General features: G+C 38.8%; 18 protein-coding genes. 4 read left to right on the top strand and 14 right to left on the bottom strand.

Features of this window, described 5'->3' with window-relative positions; genetic code table 11:
• Positions 1 to 2: 2 nt before the first annotated feature.
• On the bottom strand, positions 3 to 845 hold the full coding sequence (locus BK137_RS05995; RefSeq protein ID WP_038186941.1) for a metal ABC transporter permease: 843 nt from the start codon (positions 843 to 845) through the stop codon (positions 3 to 5).
• Entirely contained in the window at positions 842 to 1,615 is a 774-nt protein-coding gene (locus BK137_RS05990) for a metal ABC transporter ATP-binding protein (RefSeq protein ID WP_038186945.1), read from the bottom strand. The genes BK137_RS05995 and BK137_RS05990 overlap by 4 nt, the downstream gene beginning before the upstream one ends.
• Positions 1,616 to 1,718: 103 nt before the next feature.
• On the opposite strand from BK137_RS05990, the gene BK137_RS05985 reads away from it, so the two are divergent.
• Entirely contained in the window at positions 1,719 to 1,958 is a 240-nt protein-coding gene (locus BK137_RS05985; protein WP_038186948.1) for a hypothetical protein, read from the top strand.
• Positions 1,959 to 2,036: 78 nt separating this feature from the next.
• Here BK137_RS05985 and BK137_RS05980 read toward each other — a convergent pair whose 3' ends face one another.
• Together BK137_RS05980 and BK137_RS05975 are read right to left on the bottom strand one after the other, a co-directional pair.
• Positions 2,037 to 2,927 (bottom strand): deoxyribonuclease IV, encoded by an 891-nt coding sequence (locus BK137_RS05980; RefSeq protein ID WP_038186952.1) that lies wholly within the window; start codon positions 2,925 to 2,927, stop codon positions 2,037 to 2,039.
• A gap of 18 nt (positions 2,928 to 2,945) precedes the next feature.
• The gene (locus tag BK137_RS05975) at positions 2,946 to 4,244 is read right to left on the bottom strand and encodes a DEAD/DEAH box helicase (RefSeq protein WP_038186954.1); all 1,299 of its coding nucleotides are present in this window, start codon (positions 4,242 to 4,244) and stop codon (positions 2,946 to 2,948) included.
• A gap of 175 nt (positions 4,245 to 4,419) precedes the next feature.
• Between BK137_RS05975 and vrrA the strand changes: the two genes are divergently transcribed.
• Positions 4,420 to 5,085, top strand: a complete 666-nt coding sequence (gene vrrA, locus BK137_RS05970) for a VrrA/YqfQ family protein (protein ID WP_051448766.1) — start codon at positions 4,420 to 4,422, stop codon at positions 5,083 to 5,085.
• Positions 5,086 to 5,163: 78 nt separating this feature from the next.
• Positions 5,164 to 6,144, top strand: a complete 981-nt coding sequence (locus BK137_RS05965; protein WP_038186957.1) for a 4-hydroxy-3-methylbut-2-enyl diphosphate reductase — start codon at positions 5,164 to 5,166, stop codon at positions 6,142 to 6,144.
• Positions 6,145 to 6,709: 565 nt separating this feature from the next.
• Here the strand turns inward: BK137_RS05965 and BK137_RS05960 are convergent.
• The 9 genes from BK137_RS05960 to ccpN all read right to left on the bottom strand — a co-directional run bounded on the left by BK137_RS05960 (position 6,710) and on the right by ccpN (position 15,722).
• Positions 6,710 to 7,831 (bottom strand): Nif3-like dinuclear metal center hexameric protein, encoded by a 1,122-nt coding sequence (locus BK137_RS05960; protein WP_038186960.1) that lies wholly within the window; start codon positions 7,829 to 7,831, stop codon positions 6,710 to 6,712.
• Positions 7,828 to 8,526, bottom strand: a complete 699-nt coding sequence (locus BK137_RS05955) for a tRNA (adenine(22)-N(1))-methyltransferase (RefSeq protein ID WP_038186962.1) — start codon at positions 8,524 to 8,526, stop codon at positions 7,828 to 7,830. The genes BK137_RS05960 and BK137_RS05955 overlap by 4 nt, the downstream gene beginning before the upstream one ends.
• Positions 8,527 to 8,634: 108 nt before the next feature.
• Complete coding sequence (gene cccA, locus BK137_RS05950) at positions 8,635 to 9,006, bottom strand: cytochrome c550 (RefSeq protein ID WP_038186963.1); 372 nt, start codon at positions 9,004 to 9,006, stop codon at positions 8,635 to 8,637.
• A gap of 146 nt (positions 9,007 to 9,152) precedes the next feature.
• Positions 9,153 to 10,292 carry an acyl-CoA dehydrogenase family protein gene (locus BK137_RS05945; protein WP_038186966.1) on the bottom strand — a complete coding sequence of 380 codons (1,140 nt, stop codon included), beginning with the start codon at positions 10,290 to 10,292 and terminating at the stop codon, positions 9,153 to 9,155.
• Positions 10,293 to 10,393: 101 nt separating this feature from the next.
• Positions 10,394 to 10,957, bottom strand: coding sequence for a hypothetical protein (locus BK137_RS05940; protein WP_038186970.1), 564 nt, complete (start codon positions 10,955 to 10,957; stop codon positions 10,394 to 10,396).
• Between the two features lie 91 nt (positions 10,958 to 11,048).
• On the bottom strand, positions 11,049 to 12,182 hold the full coding sequence (gene rpoD / locus BK137_RS05935; protein ID WP_038186973.1) for an RNA polymerase sigma factor RpoD: 1,134 nt from the start codon (positions 12,180 to 12,182) through the stop codon (positions 11,049 to 11,051).
• Between the two features lie 32 nt (positions 12,183 to 12,214).
• Positions 12,215 to 14,029, bottom strand: coding sequence for a DNA primase (gene dnaG, locus BK137_RS05930; protein ID WP_038186976.1), 1,815 nt, complete (start codon positions 14,027 to 14,029; stop codon positions 12,215 to 12,217).
• Positions 14,030 to 14,254: 225 nt separating this feature from the next.
• Entirely contained in the window at positions 14,255 to 15,070 is an 816-nt protein-coding gene (locus BK137_RS05925; protein ID WP_038186979.1) for a pyruvate, water dikinase regulatory protein, read from the bottom strand.
• 13 nt (positions 15,071 to 15,083) lie between these two features.
• On the bottom strand, positions 15,084 to 15,722 hold the full coding sequence (ccpN, locus tag BK137_RS05920; protein ID WP_038186982.1) for a transcriptional regulator CcpN: 639 nt from the start codon (positions 15,720 to 15,722) through the stop codon (positions 15,084 to 15,086).
• Between the two features lie 326 nt (positions 15,723 to 16,048).
• Here ccpN and BK137_RS05915 point away from each other — a divergent pair, with 326 nt between their 5' ends.
• Positions 16,049 to 17,431 (top strand): glycine--tRNA ligase, encoded by a 1,383-nt coding sequence (locus tag BK137_RS05915; RefSeq protein ID WP_038186984.1) that lies wholly within the window; start codon positions 16,049 to 16,051, stop codon positions 17,429 to 17,431.
• A 317-nt stretch (positions 17,432 to 17,748) separates the two neighbouring features.
• Here the strand turns inward: BK137_RS05915 and BK137_RS05910 are convergent, their stop codons facing one another.
• Complete coding sequence (locus tag BK137_RS05910; protein WP_038186986.1) at positions 17,749 to 19,053, bottom strand: MFS transporter; 1,305 nt, start codon at positions 19,051 to 19,053, stop codon at positions 17,749 to 17,751.
• Positions 19,054 to 19,058 lie beyond the last annotated feature (5 nt).

Raw genomic sequence — 19,058 nt, 5'->3', positions numbered from 1 at the left:
AATTAAGCACGCACGCTCATTGCAATCTTCTTACCCACAATAACGATTAATAAAATCAAAATAGAGATCATAACGATTGTTCCACCAGGTGCTAAGTCTAAGTAAAAGGCAGATACAAGACCTGCTATAACAGCCGTTTCACCAAAAACAATCGCATATAATATCGCTTGTTTAAAGCCTTTCGCAATACGAATACTTGCAGCCACTGGTAACGTCATTAATGATGAAACTAGTAAAATCCCAACAATTCGCATACTAGCAGCAATAACTAGAGCTGTCACAATCATAAATAATAAGTGAATCCATTTTGCAGGCAAACCACTCGCTTTTGCATATTCGTCATCAAAAGATAAAACAAACAATTCTTTATAAAATAAATAAATAAACGCTATCACTAGTAAAGCTATTACTACGACAATAAATAAATCCTGTCTGCTTACAGCTGATACTGAGCCAAATAAATAACTAAATAAATCGGTACTAAATCCTTTTGCAAGTGAGATAAAAATTGCACTAATCCCTATACCACCTGACATAATAATTGGTATTGCTAACTCCTCGTAATGCTTATACAGGCGACGCAATCGTTCAATAAGTACAGAACCACTGACAGATGCCACAATCCCTAAATAAAGGGGATTAAGTAATGCTAGCCCTGTGAATGTTTGGCTTAGATAAAGGCTACCAGCTATCCCTGCAAGGGTTACATGGCTTAGTGCATCCGCAATTAACGATAATCTTCTAACGACGATGAAAACGCCAAGTAACGGAGCAATGATTCCTATAATAATGCCAGATAAGAATGCATTTTGTAAAAATTCATAATGTAATATAGATGAAATCATTGTGTCTTCTCCTCTTTGGTATGATGAATTTTACGGACTGCGTGACCATACCAAGCATTCAACTGATCGTCTGATAAAGAATCATAATCGTTCTTGAAGCCATGAAAATGGATTGTTTGATTTAAACAAGCAACATGACTTATGCGATTTGAAACCGTATCGACATCATGTGTTACTAAAATCATTGTCATTTTATGGTGCTCATTTAAATTTGCGAGCATATCATAAAATGACTGCACATTTTCGTGGTCAATCCCGACTGTCGGCTCATCTAAGATTAATAACTTCGGCTCTGCGACAAGCGCTCTCGCTATAAAGACACGCTGCTGTTGCCCGCCTGACAACTCACCGATATTTCGATTCGCAAAGCCATCCATCCCGACATCTTGTAATGCTTGCATCACTTTATCATTTTGATCAGCTAAGTAGCGCTTGAAAAGACCAATCTTCTTTGTTAAGCCACTTGCAACAACTTCCTTGACTGTAGCTGGGAAACCCGAGTTAAACGAGTTTGATTTTTGAGAAACATAACCAATCAACTCACGTTTTTTAAATGTGTTTGCCGGCTGTCCAAATAATTCAATTTGACCGGAAGTTGGTCTCATCAATCCTAAGATCAGTTTTAACATTGTTGATTTCCCCGAGCCATTTGGTCCGAGTAATGCGAGAAAATCGCCTTGCTCTACTTTTAAAGAAATATTTGATAACACTTGAGTATAGTCATATTGGAATGAAACATTTTTAAGTTCAATTAAAGGCACTTGCGCCATATTCTTCGCTTCTTTCTAATTCAGAATCATTACGATTTACAAAGAATTAGTATAAGTGAAAGATAGAACTTTGTAAAGAATGAATACTTGAAGGGGTGGAAGTATGGATTATATGTCAATAATACAGGAATTCCAAGGCAAATCGGATGAGGAGCTCGCCCTCTATGCAAAAAATTACAAGATTCCATTATCGAAAAAAGAAATTCAAAAGTTGCGCCCACTATTATCGTCCTTTTCCATTCAATGGGTGCTAATGGGGATACCTGATCAAGTAATGAGGGATATTGAAAAAGCCATTGGCAAACAGAAAACAGCAGATTTATTAAAACAGTTTGGTCGCTAAATTTTTAACAACTTCAAGATAACTGCAAAAAAAAAAGGCTTCTCACCTTTTTAGGCGAGAAGTCTTAAGCATTCGAAATTATTCCCCTCTTAATGCATCGATTTTCTCAGGCATAAAAGTTTGGTTACGGAACATTTCTATTTCATATTTGTATGGTGCTTTTTTATTTTTTGCATCTGTACCAACAAATGGTGTTTCTAAAATTTTAGGTACATTCTGGAATGCTTCATGATGGACAATACGATTTAGTGCATCAAAGCCAATATGACCAAAGCCAATATTTTCGTGACGGTCCTTCGCTGCACCACAAACATTTTTACTATCATTGATATGAAGCACCTTGATACGATCGATACCAATCGTTTTATCAAAGTTTTCTAGAACTCCATCAAAATCATTGATGATATCATAGCCTGCATCATGTGTATGACAAGTGTCAAAGCATACAGATAGACGTTCGTTGTTTTTTACACCATCGAAAATCTGAGCAAGCTCTTCAAAAGTACGACCACATTCAGAACCTTTACCAGCCATCGTTTCAAGAGCGATTTGTACTGGATAATCTTGTGAAAGTACTTCATTAAGACCTTCAATGATTCTCGCTATACCAACTTCAGTTCCTGCACCAACATGAGCACCTGGGTGTAAAACAATTTGTTTTGCACCGATTGCTGCTGTTCTTTCAATCTCTTTTTGTAAGAAGTCGACACCAAGTGCAAATACTTCAGGTTTTGTTGTATTGGCAATATTAATAATATACGGTGCATGGACAACAATATTAGATAGACCATGCTCCTTCATATGCAATAATCCTGCGTCAATATTCAACTCTTCAATTGGTTTTCTGCGTGTGTTTTGAGGAGCACCTGTATAGATCATGAAAGTGGATGCCCCGTAGGATGCTGCTTCTTCACTTGAAGCTAGCAGCATTTTTTTGCCGCTCATAGATACGTGTGAGCCAATAAGCATGGTCTGAGGTCCTCCTAACTATTTCTGACGGTTTTTTAAACGACGTTCACGTTTTTTAACTTTATCCATTTCCCATTTCATATTACGTTTATAACCAGGTTTAACCTTCTTAGGTTTACGGACAAGAGATTTCGCTTTTTTGTCAATTTCGTTTTCTTTTTTCTCACGGTTTTGACGTGCATTACGTTCTTTCATGTCGATTAGTTCACCGTTTTTAATGTCTTTTGGTTGGAATGGAATACCCATTTTCTCAACGCGTACGATTGCATCTTCTTCTGAAGGTTCGAATATTGTGATAGATGTCCCTTTGTTCCCAGCACGAGCTGTACGTCCTACACGGTGAATGAAGAATTCTAAATCCGAAGGTAATTCGTAGTTAATAACATGGCTGACTCCCGGAATATCGATTCCACGTGCAGCAAGGTCCGTTGCAACGATGTATTGGAATTCCAAGTCACGTACTTGTTTCATCACTTTTTTACGATCACGTGGAGATAGGTCACCGTGAATACGTCCTGCTTTGACGCCATTATTTGCTAAGAAATCAGCAACATAATTCGCTTGTGAACGCGTGTTAGTGAATATAATAGCTAAATAAGGGTTGATTGTTTTCATCACTTCAAGTAAACGACTGTTTTTTGATTTACTACGAGTTGATACTAAATAGAAATCTAAATTATCCGCTACTGGTCGTTTATCATCCATTTTAATATGGACCGGTGAAGACATATATTTTTTCAAGAATGGTTGTAATTTCTCAGGAACTGTTGCTGAGAATACGAACATTTCAAGTGTTTCGGGCATTTGAGAAGCAAATTTATCGATATCCTCGATGAAGCCCATGTCGAATGCAAGGTCTGCTTCATCTACCACAAGCATTGGCGCCGTATATAATAACAAAGCTTTTTCATCAACTAAATCACGGATTCGTCCTGGTGTACCGACAACAATTTGCGGTTGTGTTTTTAGTTTATCGATTGAGCGTTGTTTGTCTGTACCCCCGATGAACAATTTGGCTTGGATCGATGTTTCTTCGATTAGTTTTTGCAACTCTGCATAAATTTGTGTTGCAAGTTCACGAGTTGGTGCAGCAATTACCGCTTGCACTTCCTCTTTATCTGCACGGATTCGCTCTACGATTGGAATAAGGAAACTATGTGTTTTCCCCGTACCTGTATGCGCTTGACCGATAGCACTCTTTCCTTTTAACACCAAAGGAATTATTTCCTTTTGGATAGGCGTTGGTTCTGTGAAACCTAATTTCTTAATTGCATCTTGCAAAAAAGGTTGAAAATTGTAATCTGTATATTTGGACATAATTGTCCCTCCTAACTTACTTACCTTATTGTAACATGATTCGTACATTTAGTAGACCATTTGCATATGATATCTATTAATAGTACGTACGTCAATTCAAGGTGACCATTATTTTATAAAATAATGGTGGTTCTTGACAAAAATGTGCAAATTTCAAGGAGAAAGGAGATCATTAATGCGCTATTCATCATTTTATCCATTTGCGCAAGGTTTATCGCAATCTGGGGGTGCATTAGGTGGCGTAGCCCAGGGCGCTGCTAACATGTTTGGTGGGGGTGCTGCTGCAGCTGGGCCTAGCGCTGCTGGTATGTTCGGTAGGGCTGCGGCATCTGCTGGACCTGGGGCTGCTGACATGTTCGGTAGAGCTGCGGCATCTGCTGGTCCTGGGGCTGCTGGCATGTTCGGTAGAGCTGCGGCATCTGCTGGACCTGGAGCTGCTGGTATGTTTGGTAGGGCCGCTGCTGCTGCTGGTCCTGGGGCTGCTGGTGTTGCAAACGCCGCTGGAGCTGTTGGCGGTTTGGCGAGGATGGATCAATATTTGGCAACTGCTGACAAATTTATGTCCACCGCACAACAATTCACTCCAATTTTCAAGCAAATGTCGCCAATGTTCCAAAACTTACCTGCACTTTATAGATTATACAAAGGTTTTAAATCAATCCCTTCATCTGATGGGGCCGGAGCTCGGGATAATACAGGAGGAGCTACCACTCGCCAGGAGTCACGCTCTTCTGATAGTGACTTAGATTTTGATAATGATACGCCAGAACCAAGAACATCAATCCCTACCACACCTAGACCTTCGACACCTCGAATATTCCAACCACCATTTATACAGTAAAATCGTAACCGATTCTTTGTATTAAGGTGGGCTGTCCGTTATAATGGTATTTAACGAGCAATGAAGGGAGTTCGGATCATGCAAGTAACTAAAATCACGCCACGAGGATATTGCTATGGTGTTGTTGATGCCATGGTCATCGCGCGCAACGCTGCATTAGACAAAACATTACCTAGACCTATCTATATTCTCGGAATGATCGTTCATAATAAACATGTAACGGACGCATTTGAACAAGATGGAATTATTACTCTTGATGGTGAAAACCGTAAAGATATTTTAGAAAAAGTCGATAAAGGAACAGTCATTTTCACAGCTCACGGCGTATCGCCCGAAATTCGTGAAATTGCACGTCAAAAAGGCTTAGTGTCAATTGATGCTACATGCCCTGACGTAACTGTAACCCATGACTTAATAGCCGAAAAATCACAAGAAGGCTATGACATTATTTATATTGGGAAAAAAGGACATCCAGAGCCAGAAGGTGCCATTGGTGTTGCTCCTGATCATGTACATTTAGTGCAATCTATTGAAGATATCGAACAATTACAATTAAATCGCGAAAAATTACTTGTAACGAACCAAACGACAATGAGTCAATGGGATGTTGCGCATTTAATGAAACGTTTGGAAGAAAAATTCCCAAATATCGAAGTGCACAAAGAAATTTGTCTAGCAACTCAAGTTCGCCAAGAAGCTGTCGCTAAGCAAGCTGGTGCAACAGATTTATTAATTGTTGTTGGAGATCCAAAAAGTAATAACTCTAACCGTCTAACTCAAGTTTCTGAAGAAATTGCGCATACAAGATCATATCGTATCGCAGATCTTTCTGAATTGAAATTAGAATGGTTAGAAGGTGTTAATACTGTTGGTGTCACAGCTGGTGCCTCTACACCAACACCAATTGTTAAAGAAGTAATCAAGTTTTTAGACCAATACGACCCTGCGGATCCAGAGACTCATAATATGGAACGCTCTGTCACAATTGATAAAATCTTACCTAAAATTAAAACGCCAAAGCCGGTTGTCAAAATCGATCCATACCCGGCTTCGAAATAAAATTGATAAGCCCCTGATGTTGAAAGATTGCATCAGGGGCTTTTTTTATTGGGTGCGTTGTAGTGTGAGAGTGTTACTCATGCGACTTTGGCGCTGCTTGCGTTGGCTTTGGCTCTACTCACGCGGGCTTTGGCGCTGCTCGCGTTGGCTTTGGCTCTACTCACGAAAGCTTTAGCCCTACTCACGCGGCTTTTGGCGCTACTCGCGGGCTTTGGCCCTACTCGCGTGGCTTTTGGCGCTACTCGAAAGCTTTAGCCCTACTCACGCGGTTTTTGGCGCTACTCGCGGGCTTTGGCCCTACTCACTTCGGCTTTGGCTGTACTCACGAGAGCTTTAGCCCTACTCACGCGATTTTTGGCGCTATTCGCGGGCTTTGGCCCTACTCACTTCGGCTTTGGCACTACTCACGAAATCTTTGGCACTACTCACGGAATCTTTGGCCATACTCGTGTCCTCTTAGGCACTTCTAAGGCAAATTTCAACTCTACTCTCCCCTTTTAATCTCACAAAAAACCCCTGCCAAATTTACTTTTGGCAGGAGTTACAATTCATTTTGCAACTAAAATCAAACGAATTGGAATGGTTCTGTCGAGATTTTAGAAGGGATAAATTCACAGTTTAGTTTTTGTAGTTGGCATAGGTTTTGCATTTTATTGGCTACGCCTACCTTCATAACGCTTTCGACATGATGACCGGGATCTACTATTTGAAGCCCTATTGCTTCTGCATCTTGTGCAACGTGGAAGTACATGTCACCCGTTACATAAACATCTGCTCCAGCACGTTTAGCTGTATGGATGTATTTGTTACCATCTCCACCTAGTACGGCAATTTTCGAAACAGTTGAAGTAAGGTCTCCTACTACTCGAACAGCAGGAACTTGTAAGGATACTTTCACATGCTCAGCAAATTGTTTAAGTGACATCGATGATGGTAGTTTACCTATACGACCAAGTCCCATTTCTTTTGCTGCTGTCTCTAGTGGAATGATATCATACGCTGGTTCTTCATATGGATGGCTGTTGAGCATCGCACGTAGTACTTTGCTTTTGATAGACTTAGGCACAACGACTTCGACTTTCACTTCTTGTTCGACGTGTAGTTCGCCTACTTCACCCGTGAAAGGTGTTGCTCCTGCAAGTGCTCGGAAACGTCCTTCTCCTTGCATTGTGTAGCTACATGAGTCGTAGTTTCCAATTTGTCCTGCACCAGCTTTAGCAAGTGCTTCGCGTAGTTGGTCTGCTTGATCAACTGGCACAAAGACTGCTAGTTTAAACATTTCTTCACTATACGTTGGTACTAGTACCTCATAATTTTGTAAGCATAGCGCTTCAGCAAGTAAATCGTTTACACCGCCTTCAGCGACATCCAAATTCGTGTGGGCAGCATAAACTGCAATATCATTTTTGATTAATTTTTCGAAAAGCTTTCCTTGTGGTGTGTCTGTTCGGAGAGTTGAGAGCTTTCGGAAAATAGGTGGGTGATGGGCGATGATCAGTTCACAACCAGCTGCAATAGCTTCATCTACAACTACATCGTTGACATCAAGTGTCACTAATACTTTTGTGACAGGTTTGTTTAGGTTACCGACGTGAAGACCGATTGGATCATTGTCCATTGCAGCTAATTTTTTTGGAGACCAACTTTCGAACAGCTGAATGATTTCTTGTCCATTGGTTTTTTTCATCGCTTCAGTACCTCCCCAACTGCTTCAATCAAATTTGCTAGCTCATCTGATTTTGCTAATATTTCGGGTGTTTGCTCAGCTTTTTGTAAGGCTTCGCGTACGTGTCCCCATTGTTCAACTTCTCTTGTCCATTTACTATGGAATACATCAGAGTGTTGTTGTTTCAATACTGGACCTAATAACTTTTCAAGTTCACTTAAATTCATCTCTCCTCGTTCTAGTACAAGGATTTCATAAATTTTCTCATCCTCTAATAGGATAACCTCATCGATAATTTTCCAACTATTTTGTAATGCCCATTCACGGATGACTTTTGCATGTATATTTGGCTGTAGAATTAGGCGCTCGACACCTTCTAATGCTAAGGGATGCTTTTCTAAAATAGACGTGATTAGTGGTCCACCCATACCTGCAATTGTAATGGCAGTAACCTCGTCCCCTGGTTGGATAGCTGCAAGGCCGTCTGCAAGTCTTACAGTAATTTTATTTGTTAGTTGTTCTTTTTGGACTTCGTGGCATGCTGAATCATAAGGCCCCTTTACTACTTCGCCAGCAATAGCGCTCTTTGCGATATTGTTATGTACGAGATAGCAAGGTAAATAAGCATGATCACTCCCAATATCTGCGACAATAGCGTCTTGTGGAACGAATTTCGCAACGGTTTCTAGTCGTTTTGATAGTTTTTGTGCATTCATGGCAGAAGCCTCCTTTCATTTTGTATTGTATCGAAAATATACTTTTTTGCATAGAAAAACCCTTATCCTCTAAGGAGAATAAGGGCTCATGCATATATAGTGATTTAATTATTTCAAATCAGCGATATATTTAGCCATAGCGTCAAGGTTATCTGCTGGTACTAAACCACCAGGCATGCCGCCTTTACCATTTTGAAGAATATCTTTAGCCTCATCAGCTGATAAACCTGTACCGTGTAGGTTTGGTCCCATGCTGCCTTCTAGGTTTTCACCGTGGCAAGAGATACATTTACTAGCAGCGAATGCTTCAGGATCAAATTCACCTGCTGCTTCTTCACCTTTAGCAGATTCTTCAGTTTTAGTTTCATCGCCTTTTGCGATTTCTTCTTTTTTGTCTGCTCCATCAAGAGACATGAAGAAAATCAAACCGATACCAAAAGCCATAATTAGGATATACGGAATAATCGGATTCTTTTTCATCAATTAACCCTCCTCATAAGTTCAGTCTTATTTCTAAATAAATAGAATCAGTCAACACTTAATATTGTACTTCATTCTATTGAAAACGAAAAGACTTATTGGGGAGTTTTTCGGCGGAATGTGTCTAATTTGCCATATTCGTCACATTAACATCCAATTTGACGAGCAATTACCATTCTTTGTACTTCAGAGGTTCCTTCTCCAATTTCTAGCAATTTTGCATCCCTCATATAGCGCTCCACTTCATATTCTTTCATGTAACCGTAGCCGCCGTGAATTTGAATGGCTTGATCAGCAATTTCCATAGCAATTTCTGACGCATATAATTTTGCCATTGCTGCCTCTTTTGTAAAAGGCTTGCCTTCGTCTTTTAACCATGATGCTTTGTATACCATATTTCTTGCCAATTCTATTTTCATTGCCATATCTGCTAATTTAAATTGTGTTACTTGGAAAGATGATAATGTTTGGCCGAATTGCTTGCGTTCTTTTGAGTAACTGAGCGCTCGCTCGAAAGCAGCCTGTGCAATACCGACCGCCATAGCTGCAATACCAATTCGTCCACCATCTAGAGTGACAAGGAATTGACGGAAACCATTTCCCTTTTTACCAAGTAAATTCTCTTGTGGCACACGTACATTTTCAAGAATTAGTTCTGTTGTATTAGATGCATTTAAGCCCATTTTTTCGTAACGATCTAAAACGGTAAAACCTTCCGCATCTGTAGGAACAATTATGGCGCTAATTTCTTTTTTTCCATCTTTTATATCTGTAATAGCTGTTAATGCTAGATGTTTGGCATAGCTAGCATTGGTAATATACACTTTGCTACCATTAATAACGAAATCTTGCCCATCTTCTTTTGCTTGTGTTTCGGTACCCCCAGCATCAGATCCAGCGTTTGGTTCTGTTAATCCGAATGCCCCGAATGATTCACCAGTACAAATAGGTGTTAAATATTTTTCCTTTTGCTCTTTAGTACCAAATAAGTGCAGTGGAGCTCCCCCAAGTGAAATATGAGCGGAATATGTAATACCTGTAGAGGCACATGCTCGGCTCAATTCTTCAGTCACAATGGCAAAACTCGTTGTGTCTGCTCCTGCTCCGCCGTACTCTTCTTCAAACGGCAAGCCCATCATCCCCATGTCAGCAAGCTGTTTGAAAATCTCCTTTGGAAAAGCTTTCGTGCGATCGCGTTCAATTGCTCCTGGTGCTACTACTTCATCAGCAAACTCCTTCATTGTTTTGCGAATCATTTGCTGTTCTGATGTAAGATCAAAATTCATACAATCACTCCCCTTTGTGAATACGCTTACACATTAGATTATACAGAAACAAATTGTATATTCATAGAATAAAACGCATTTAACGAGAAAATATGAAAATATTAGAAGAAAAGTATGTATGTGAAAATAATTAATAATCCACCTGCTCCTGAAATCATAAAGTAGATTAGTTTCATCCATATACCCGAAACTAGCCATAAAAAACAATTCGCTATAATTACAATATGCATCGCTAGTGGACTATCAGGTAAATAGACTTCAATAACTCTGACTGAGATTCCGAGTAATAGAAGGGCAGCCGCAGTATATGCAAGTGTGGTTAAAATATCTTTTTGCGTTGCAAACTTAAAGACGTAGAATAGTAAACTAATGATTGTAATAGATACGATAATAATAGGAAAAACGACAAATTTCACGCTTATTAAAAATAAAAATACGAGTAGGGAGATTGTACTCACACCTAATAATGCCATTATCCATAATTTTTTTGAGCGCTCTTTTGAAAGAATAGCATTTTTCGAGCTAATTTCGAGTTCGGTAGTAGCTAACTCCTCCCCTTCTGCATATAAAGTGGATAAAAAATCACAATAATGCGCTGGTAATAAGTTGTTTTCCTTCCAAAATAAGATTTCATTTAGGATTGTTTCTTTTCGTTGATTCTTCATCTAGTAGTCCCCCAACTAAAAAACCAATTTCATCCATAATTTTACCTTATTTATATAAAAAAGGCACCCCTGTAAAGGAGTGCCTTAAGGACTATTCTAAAAAGTCTTTTAAACGTTTGCTACGAGATGGATGGCGCAATTTTCTTAGTGCTTTCGCCTCGATTTGACGAATACGCTCACGTGTAACGCCAAATACTTTCCCTACTTCTTCCAGTGTACGCGTACGTCCGTCATCTAAACCAAAACGCAAACGTAACACATTTTCTTCACGATCAGTTAATGTATCAAGTACATCTTCTAATTGTTCTTTTAGTAGCTCATACGCTGCATGATCAGATGGTGATTGTGCTTCTGAGTCTTCGATAAAGTCTCCTAAGTGTGAATCATCTTCTTCACCAATTGGCGTTTCTAGAGAAACTGGCTCTTGTGCTATTTTTAAGATTTCACGAACTTTTTCAGGAGTTAAGTCCATTTCTTCTCCGATTTCTTCAGGAGATGGTTCACGACCTAAATCTTGTAAAAGTTGACGTTGTACACGGATTAGTTTATTAATTGTTTCAACCATGTGTACAGGAATACGGATTGTTCTCGCTTGGTCAGCAATCGCACGTGTAATGGCTTGGCGAATCCACCAAGTTGCATACGTACTAAATTTGAATCCTTTGCGATAGTCAAATTTTTCAACTGCTTTAATAAGCCCCATATTACCTTCTTGGATTAAATCAAGGAATAGCATACCACGACCAACATAACGTTTCGCGATACTTACTACAAGTCGTAAGTTGGCTTCTGCTAATCTCTTACGCGCTTCGTCATCACCTTGCTCGATGCGTTCAGCAAGTGCAATTTCTTCTTTTGCACTTAATAAATCTACGCGACCAATTTCTTTTAGGTACATTCTTACAGGGTCATTAATTTTAACACCTGGAGGTACGCTTAAATCATTTAAGTCAAACGTCTCTTCAGCTGCACTACCTTTTAATAGACGATCAAGATTTTCCTCATCACCGTCTTTTCCACCAAGCTCAATACCTTTCGATTCTAATTGCTCGATAAATTCTTCTACTTGGTCTGCTTCCATTTCGTAGGATTGTAGTTTATCTGCAATCTCTAGGTAAGTTAATTCACCATTCTTTTTACCTGAATCTACTAAAAGTTTTTTTGCTTCTTCTAGAGTGTGTTCATGTTCAACTACTGGTTTAATATTTTTAGACTTGTCTGCCATAGGTGTTTCCTCCTTCAACAACCGAATCCGCATCACATTGCCGATAACGATTTTCTTAAATCAATTACTTCTTGTGAAAGCTTTAATGCACTTCCGAAATCATGCATTTTCTCCGCTTCTTTTAATGCGTGATTCTTATCTTGAATTTGCTGCTCAATTTTATACTTTTGAACTTGTTTCAAGCAATCCGAGATCTCTTCTTCGAGATGCTCAGGATCACGATCTGCTAAAGCTGCTTCCATTGCAATTTTTCGTAATTCACTATCTTCTAGAACTTCAGCGAATCGCTGATAATCTGCTTTCTGGTGGTTTTCATAGAAACCTATGAGATGTACATAGACCGCTAAATAGTCATCTCTAACAAATGGTTCTTGCTCCGCTAAACGTACACGATCAACAACGTCAATGTTATGTAACATGTGTGCTAGAAGTAATCTTTCAGCACGATCTATCGCTGTGATCTTCTTTTTAGGGAGCCTCATTTGCGGCGCAGGAGACTGTTGTTGCTCTTGACTTTTTGAGTTTTGAGCAAGCTGTCCTTCCTTTTGGCGCAGTTGCATATTTAGCGTGTCTTCTGAAATACTTGTTTCTGTTGATATTTGCTTTATATATAATTCCTTCTCGATTGGTGATATTCCTCCAACTAAATAGTTCAAGGCTTCATCCACATACTGCAATATATCATTATTAAATTGGAAGTTTTTGTTTCTGCGTGCAAACATCAGCATAAATGCTATATAACTGAGTGGTTCTTCAATAATCTTAGCTTTAAAAGATTCTTCTCCAAACTGCTTTATATAGTCATCCGGATCAAGTCCTGTTGGGAGTACTGCAACATCTACTTTCATCTTTTCTGCGTGTAACATTTCCGCAGCTCGCTTTGCAGCCTCCCAGCCGGCTTTATCTCCGTCATAACAAACAATGATACGTTCAGCTAGACGTTTTATCTTGTTCAAATGTTGCATCGTAAGTGCTGTTCCCATTGTAGCAACAGAATTATGAACATTTGCCTTTTTACCTGACAGAACATCCATAAAACCTTCAAATAATACAATCTTTCTCTCTTTACGAATAACCGGTCGAGCTTGATCCAAATTATAGAGGACTTGCCCTTTATGGAAAATTGGTGATTCTGGACTATTCAAATACTTAGCGTCTTCTCCAGTATTGTCAATTATCCGACCTGAGAAAGCAATTATTCTCCCACCTTCATCTTTGATTGGAAACATTATTCTTTCCCGAAAGCGGTCAAACCATCCAGAGCCATCTTCCTTTTGAATAATGAGTCCACATTGTTCCATTTCTGCTAATTCGAAACCTTTTCGTTTTAACAGTTGAGTCAGTGAATCCCAATGGGGTAAGGACCAGCCAATGCCATAAGATTCGATAAGTTCCTTCGTAAATCCTCTTTGTTGCAAATATATAAGAGCTTTTTCTCCTTCCTCCGTATTAAGGAGGAGGTGCTGATAATACTCAGCCGCAAAAGCATGAGCTTCTTTCATCCGCCCTTCTTCTTTAGAAATAGGGTGCGTTTGTTCTTCAGAAGTTGATACCTCTACATGAACGCCCACACGATCACCTAACTTAGCAACCGCCTCTTGGAATGGAATATGATCGATATCCATCAAGAATGTAATAGCGTTCCCTCCAGCTCCGCAACCAAAGCAATGGAATATTTGTTTATCTGTAGATACAGAAAAAGAAGGTGTCGATTCACCATGAAACGGACATAAACCAAACCAGTTTCTGCCTCGCTTCGTCAATTGCACATAATCATTGATGACATCAACTATATCTGCCTGAGAACGAATTTGTTCAATAATTTCTTCAGGTATTCTTTGAGCCATTCCATCACCATCTTTACTTGCTAATAACTGAATTCGAGATAATCATTTAAAAGTCCTGCATATTTCGACATAAAAATTTATATTTTATTATGGAAAGGTAAAAATGCTTATATACATTTTTACCACAATTTTTTATTATAAAACATTTTGTCTGAAAAATCTATCACTTTTTTATAAAACACACAAAAAAACCTCCCCAGGAACGGGGCGGTTAGCATACTTATCTCATTGTTTTGATAATTGAATACGATGCAGTATATCATTTGCAGTTTCTTCCACTGCACGATTCGTCACATCAATGACATGACAACCGATGCGATCGACAACTTTTCGGAAATGTACAATTTCTTCATTGATTCGATCAAGTTTCGCGTAATTCGCACCGTCGTTTAATCCAAGTGCAATCAAACGCTCTTTTCTTATATTATTCAACTTTTCAGGTGAAATTACAAGCCCAAAGCATTTTTGAGAATCCACTAAAAATAATTCTTCTGGTGGTTCCACCTCGGGAACAAGTGGTACGTTTGCAACCTTATAACGCTTATGCGCTAAATATTGCGATAATGGTGTTTTTGAAGTACGTGAAACTCCTACTAACACTATATCTGCTAGTAATAAGCCTCTAGGGTCGCGACCATCATCGTATTTAACTGCAAATTCAATTGCTTCAATCTTTTTAAAATAATCATCATCTAATTTTCTTACTAACCCAGGCTCTTCTACAGGCTCTATTTTTAAAGTTTCTTCCAATTTCCCCATTAGTGGTCCCATCAAATCAATAGCTGGAACAATCATGTTATCACTTAAGTGTTGTATATAAGAACGCATTTCTTCTTTTACTAGTGTATAGACGATTATAGCACCTTGTTCAGTAGCTAAATGAACGATCTCATTTAACTGTTCCAAACTCTCCACATGAGGGAAACGCTTCAAAAATGTATCTTGCATTCCTGGTCTAAACTGACTGATTGCAGCTTTCGTGACAAGTTCTCCTGTCTCTCCAACTGAATCAGAAACGATAAATACGGCTAATTTATTCATTGAATGCATCACCTCACAAATCATGGTTATCCGCAAGCGATAAAAATGCCCGCGTAATATTTGTTTTTGTTAGCCGACCTATGACTTCGTAGCCATCAGGATGTTCAAGGACGACAGGTAGCGCATCAATTTGTCTTTCAATAAGCTTTTGGGCTGCTTGAATCAATCCGTCTGTCTTCATACAGAATGCAATATTAGGCATTCTAGTCATTATAATATGCACTGGGATGTGATTTAAGTCCTGATTTCCAATACTTGTGCGAAGCAAATCTTTCCTTGATAGGACACCTGTCAAGTATGCGTTTTTGTCTACAACAAAAAGAGTTCCAACGTCTTCTAGAAACATCTGACAGATGGCATCATATACTGATATATTCTCAGATACCACAACCGGAATTGATTGAAAATCTTTCACTTTCATATTCATCATGCTATCTATAACAGCTTGACCTGTCTTTTTACCAGAATAAAAATAACCCACACGTGGTCTAGCATCTAAATAACCTGCCATTGTAAGTATGGCTAGATCTGGTCTTAGTGTTGCTCTAGTCAGTGAAAGACGCTCAGCAATTTGTTCCCCCGTTATAGGGCCATTTCCTTTAACAATTTCTAAGATCTCTTCCTGACGTTTGTTGAGTTCTATTGGACTCACCGCCTCAAAAAGTGTTATACTCAATACTTAATAATTATATACTATTTCACTGTATATTGCTAAGAAAAGAAACGCGTGTTACAATGTGTTCAAATCATATAGGCGATGAACGGAAAATAAGTATCATTTCAAAACATAGCGAGTGGGGAAAGTGAAAGCCTACAGGAAATGAGAAACGGCAACCGGGAGCTATTTTTTTCAAAGAGGACTAAGTTTGTTCTTAGTCAATCGGGGTGGAACCGCGGGTCATTACGCACTCGTCCCCGGGCATTAGTGCCCGGAGACGGGTGCTTTCTTATTTTCAATTACTTTTTGGAGGGATTTTCATGGCAAAATCAATGGAAAATATCGTTAGCTTAGCAAAACATCGTGGATTCGTATTCCCAGGATCTGAAATCTACGGAGGTTTAGCAAACACTTGGGATTACGGCCCACTTGGTGTAGAACTAAAAAACAACGTAAAAAAAGCATGGTGGAAAAAGTTCGTTCAAGAATCACAATATAATGTTGGTCTTGATGCAGCTATTCTAATGAATCCAAAAACTTGGGTAGCATCTGGTCACGTCGGTAACTTCAATGACCCTATGGTTGACTGTAAAAAATGTAAATCACGCCATCGTGCAGATAAATTAATCGAAGATGCAGCATTAGCACAAGGTCAAGAAATTATCGTAGATGGTTTACCATTAGATAAAATGGCTGAAGTTATGAGTGAATATGACGTAAAATGCCCAGATTGCGGCGAACAAGATTTCACAGAAATCCGCCAATTCAACTTAATGTTCAAAACTTTCCAAGGCGTAACGGAATCTTCAACAAATGAAATTTTCCTACGTCCTGAAACAGCACAAGGTATTTTCGTGAATTTCAAAAACGTTCAACGTTCAATGCGTAAACGTACACCATTCGGTATCGCACAGGTTGGTAAATCTTTCCGTAACGAAATCACTCCAGGAAACTTCACTTTCCGTACACGTGAATTCGAACAAATGGAACTTGAATTCTTCTGTAAACCAGGTACTGAATTAGAGTGGCATGCTTACTGGAAAGACTTCTGTAAAAACTGGTTATTAAATTTAAGTATGTCTGAAAGCAGTATGCGCCTACGTGATCACGCGGACGATGAACTTTCTCACTACTCAAATGCTACAACAGATATCGAATTCCAATTCCCATTCGGTTGGGGCGAACTTTGGGGCGTAGCGTCTCGTACAGACTTCGATTTAAAACGTCATATGGAACATTCAGGTGAAGATTTCACTTATATCGATCCAGTTACAAATGAACGCTATGTACCATATTGCATCGAACCATCATTAGGAGCAGACCGTGTAACTCTAGCATTCTTATGTGATGCATATGACGAGGAAGAATTAGAGAACGACGACAAACGTACAGTTCTTCGCTTCCACCCTGCTTTAGCACCTTTCAAAGCAGCTGTATTACCACTTTCAAAAAAATTAGCAGAGCAAGCGAATGACGTTTGGGCTGATCTTCGTAAAGAATTCCCAGTGGATTATGACGAATCTCAATCAATCGGTAAACGCTACCGTCGCCAAGATGAAATTGGTACACCATTCTGTATCACATACGATTTTGACTCAGTAGAAGACGGCCAAGTAACAGTACGTCACCGCGACTCAATGGAACAAGTTCGTATGCCGATTGCAGATGTTAAAGCTTATATTGCTAAACATCTTGAGTTCTAACAGCTAAGCTAAACTGAACTTAATAAACAGTAACATTATCAAACCAAAAAGAGTCGTGATGGGATATTCTATCACGGCTCTTTTTATACCCCTTATAAATGTTCCTCGTCAGCAATTTAACATTGAATAATAAAATTTTCTACATAATAAAAAGCAAACCATATATACTTCTGTAATTTGTAGTTGAAATATTGTTTCTTCCATTAATAGAACCAAATTGATTAATCCCAAAATAGGGATAAAGTTATTAAATAGGGAGCAATTCAAACCCGCTCTACAGCCCTTATAGATTAATTTTAGTAGTCTTTTCTAATTCTCTAATCTATCTCTAATGCTCCAATTTCAACAACTGAATTATCTCTTACTTGTTTTAAAGAAAGTAAAGTTAATAAGCCTGCAAAAAGTAAAAATGCAATGAGAAGCATTCCTGAAGTTAACGTTAAAGATCCTAGAATCATTGGGCCAACGAAGCCACCTAAAGCCGCAAATGAGTTTACAAGTGCAATACCAACAGGTGCTGTTGATTCAGTGAAAAAGAATGTCATATAAGCAAAGAAACATCCAGTAAATCCATAAAGCCCAGCAGATGTAATAGTAAGCATAGCAACCATTGATAAAGGTGTTGTTACAAAACCACATCCTATGAATCCTAAAATTGCAATTATTAAACATACGATAAGATGTGATTTATAAGTATCAGTTCGATCCGTATTCCAACCTGTAAAAATAATTGCCGGAATTCCTACTAATGAAGGAATCATTGCAAGCCAACCGATTTGCATGTTAGATGTATCTACAACTGATAGGTTTTTTATTATTGTTGGAATCCAGAAAGACAAACCATAGATGCCTGTATAACCAGCAAAATAAAAAAATGCTAACTTCCAAACTTTAGAGTCCTTAAGCATCTCTTTCTTAGATACTTTGTTGACCTTTTCACTTGCTCTTCGTTCCTCTTTCAACTCACCCTCAAGCCAATCCTTCTCCTCGGTAGTTAACCACTTCGCCTCTTTAGGTCGATTTACTAAATAAAAGACAACTATCACACCTAAAATAATTGCTGGAATCCCCTCAAGAATAAACATCCAACGCCAACCTTGGAGATTAAACCAAACAACATTATCAATAATCCAAGCCGAAAGTGGCGCTCCTATTAAACCACCAATCGGTAATGCTAATAATAAGACAGCTGTTGCTTTACCGCGTTCTCTAGAGCGGAACCAATAAGTCAGGTATAAAATAATACCTGGGAAGAATCCAGCTTCTGCGACCCCCAATAGGAATCTTAAAATATATAAATGCGTAGCACTCTGAGCAAAACCAGTTAATATTACTAAAATCCCCCAGGAAATCATAATTCGAGCAATCCAAACTTTCGCACCAACTTTATGCATAATCATATTACTTGGAACTTCAAAGAAGAAATATCCTATAAAAAAGATACCTGACAGCAATCCGAATACTTCAGCACTTAAAGCTAAGTCAGCATTCATTTCTAAAGCTGCAAAACCTAAGTTAACTCTATCTAAATAAGCAATTGTGTATAAAATCAATATGAAAGGCAAAATTCGAGTCATCGTTTTTCTAAGAGTAGACTTTTCTATACGTGAAATAGCATTCATAAACT

The sequence above is a fragment of the Viridibacillus arenosi genome, assembly GCF_001955655.1.
GTDB lineage: Bacteria > Bacillota > Bacilli > Bacillales_A > Planococcaceae > Viridibacillus > Viridibacillus arenosi.
Note: the sequence above shows the minus strand (reverse complement) of the source record. Positions and strands in the feature narration are given on the sequence as shown.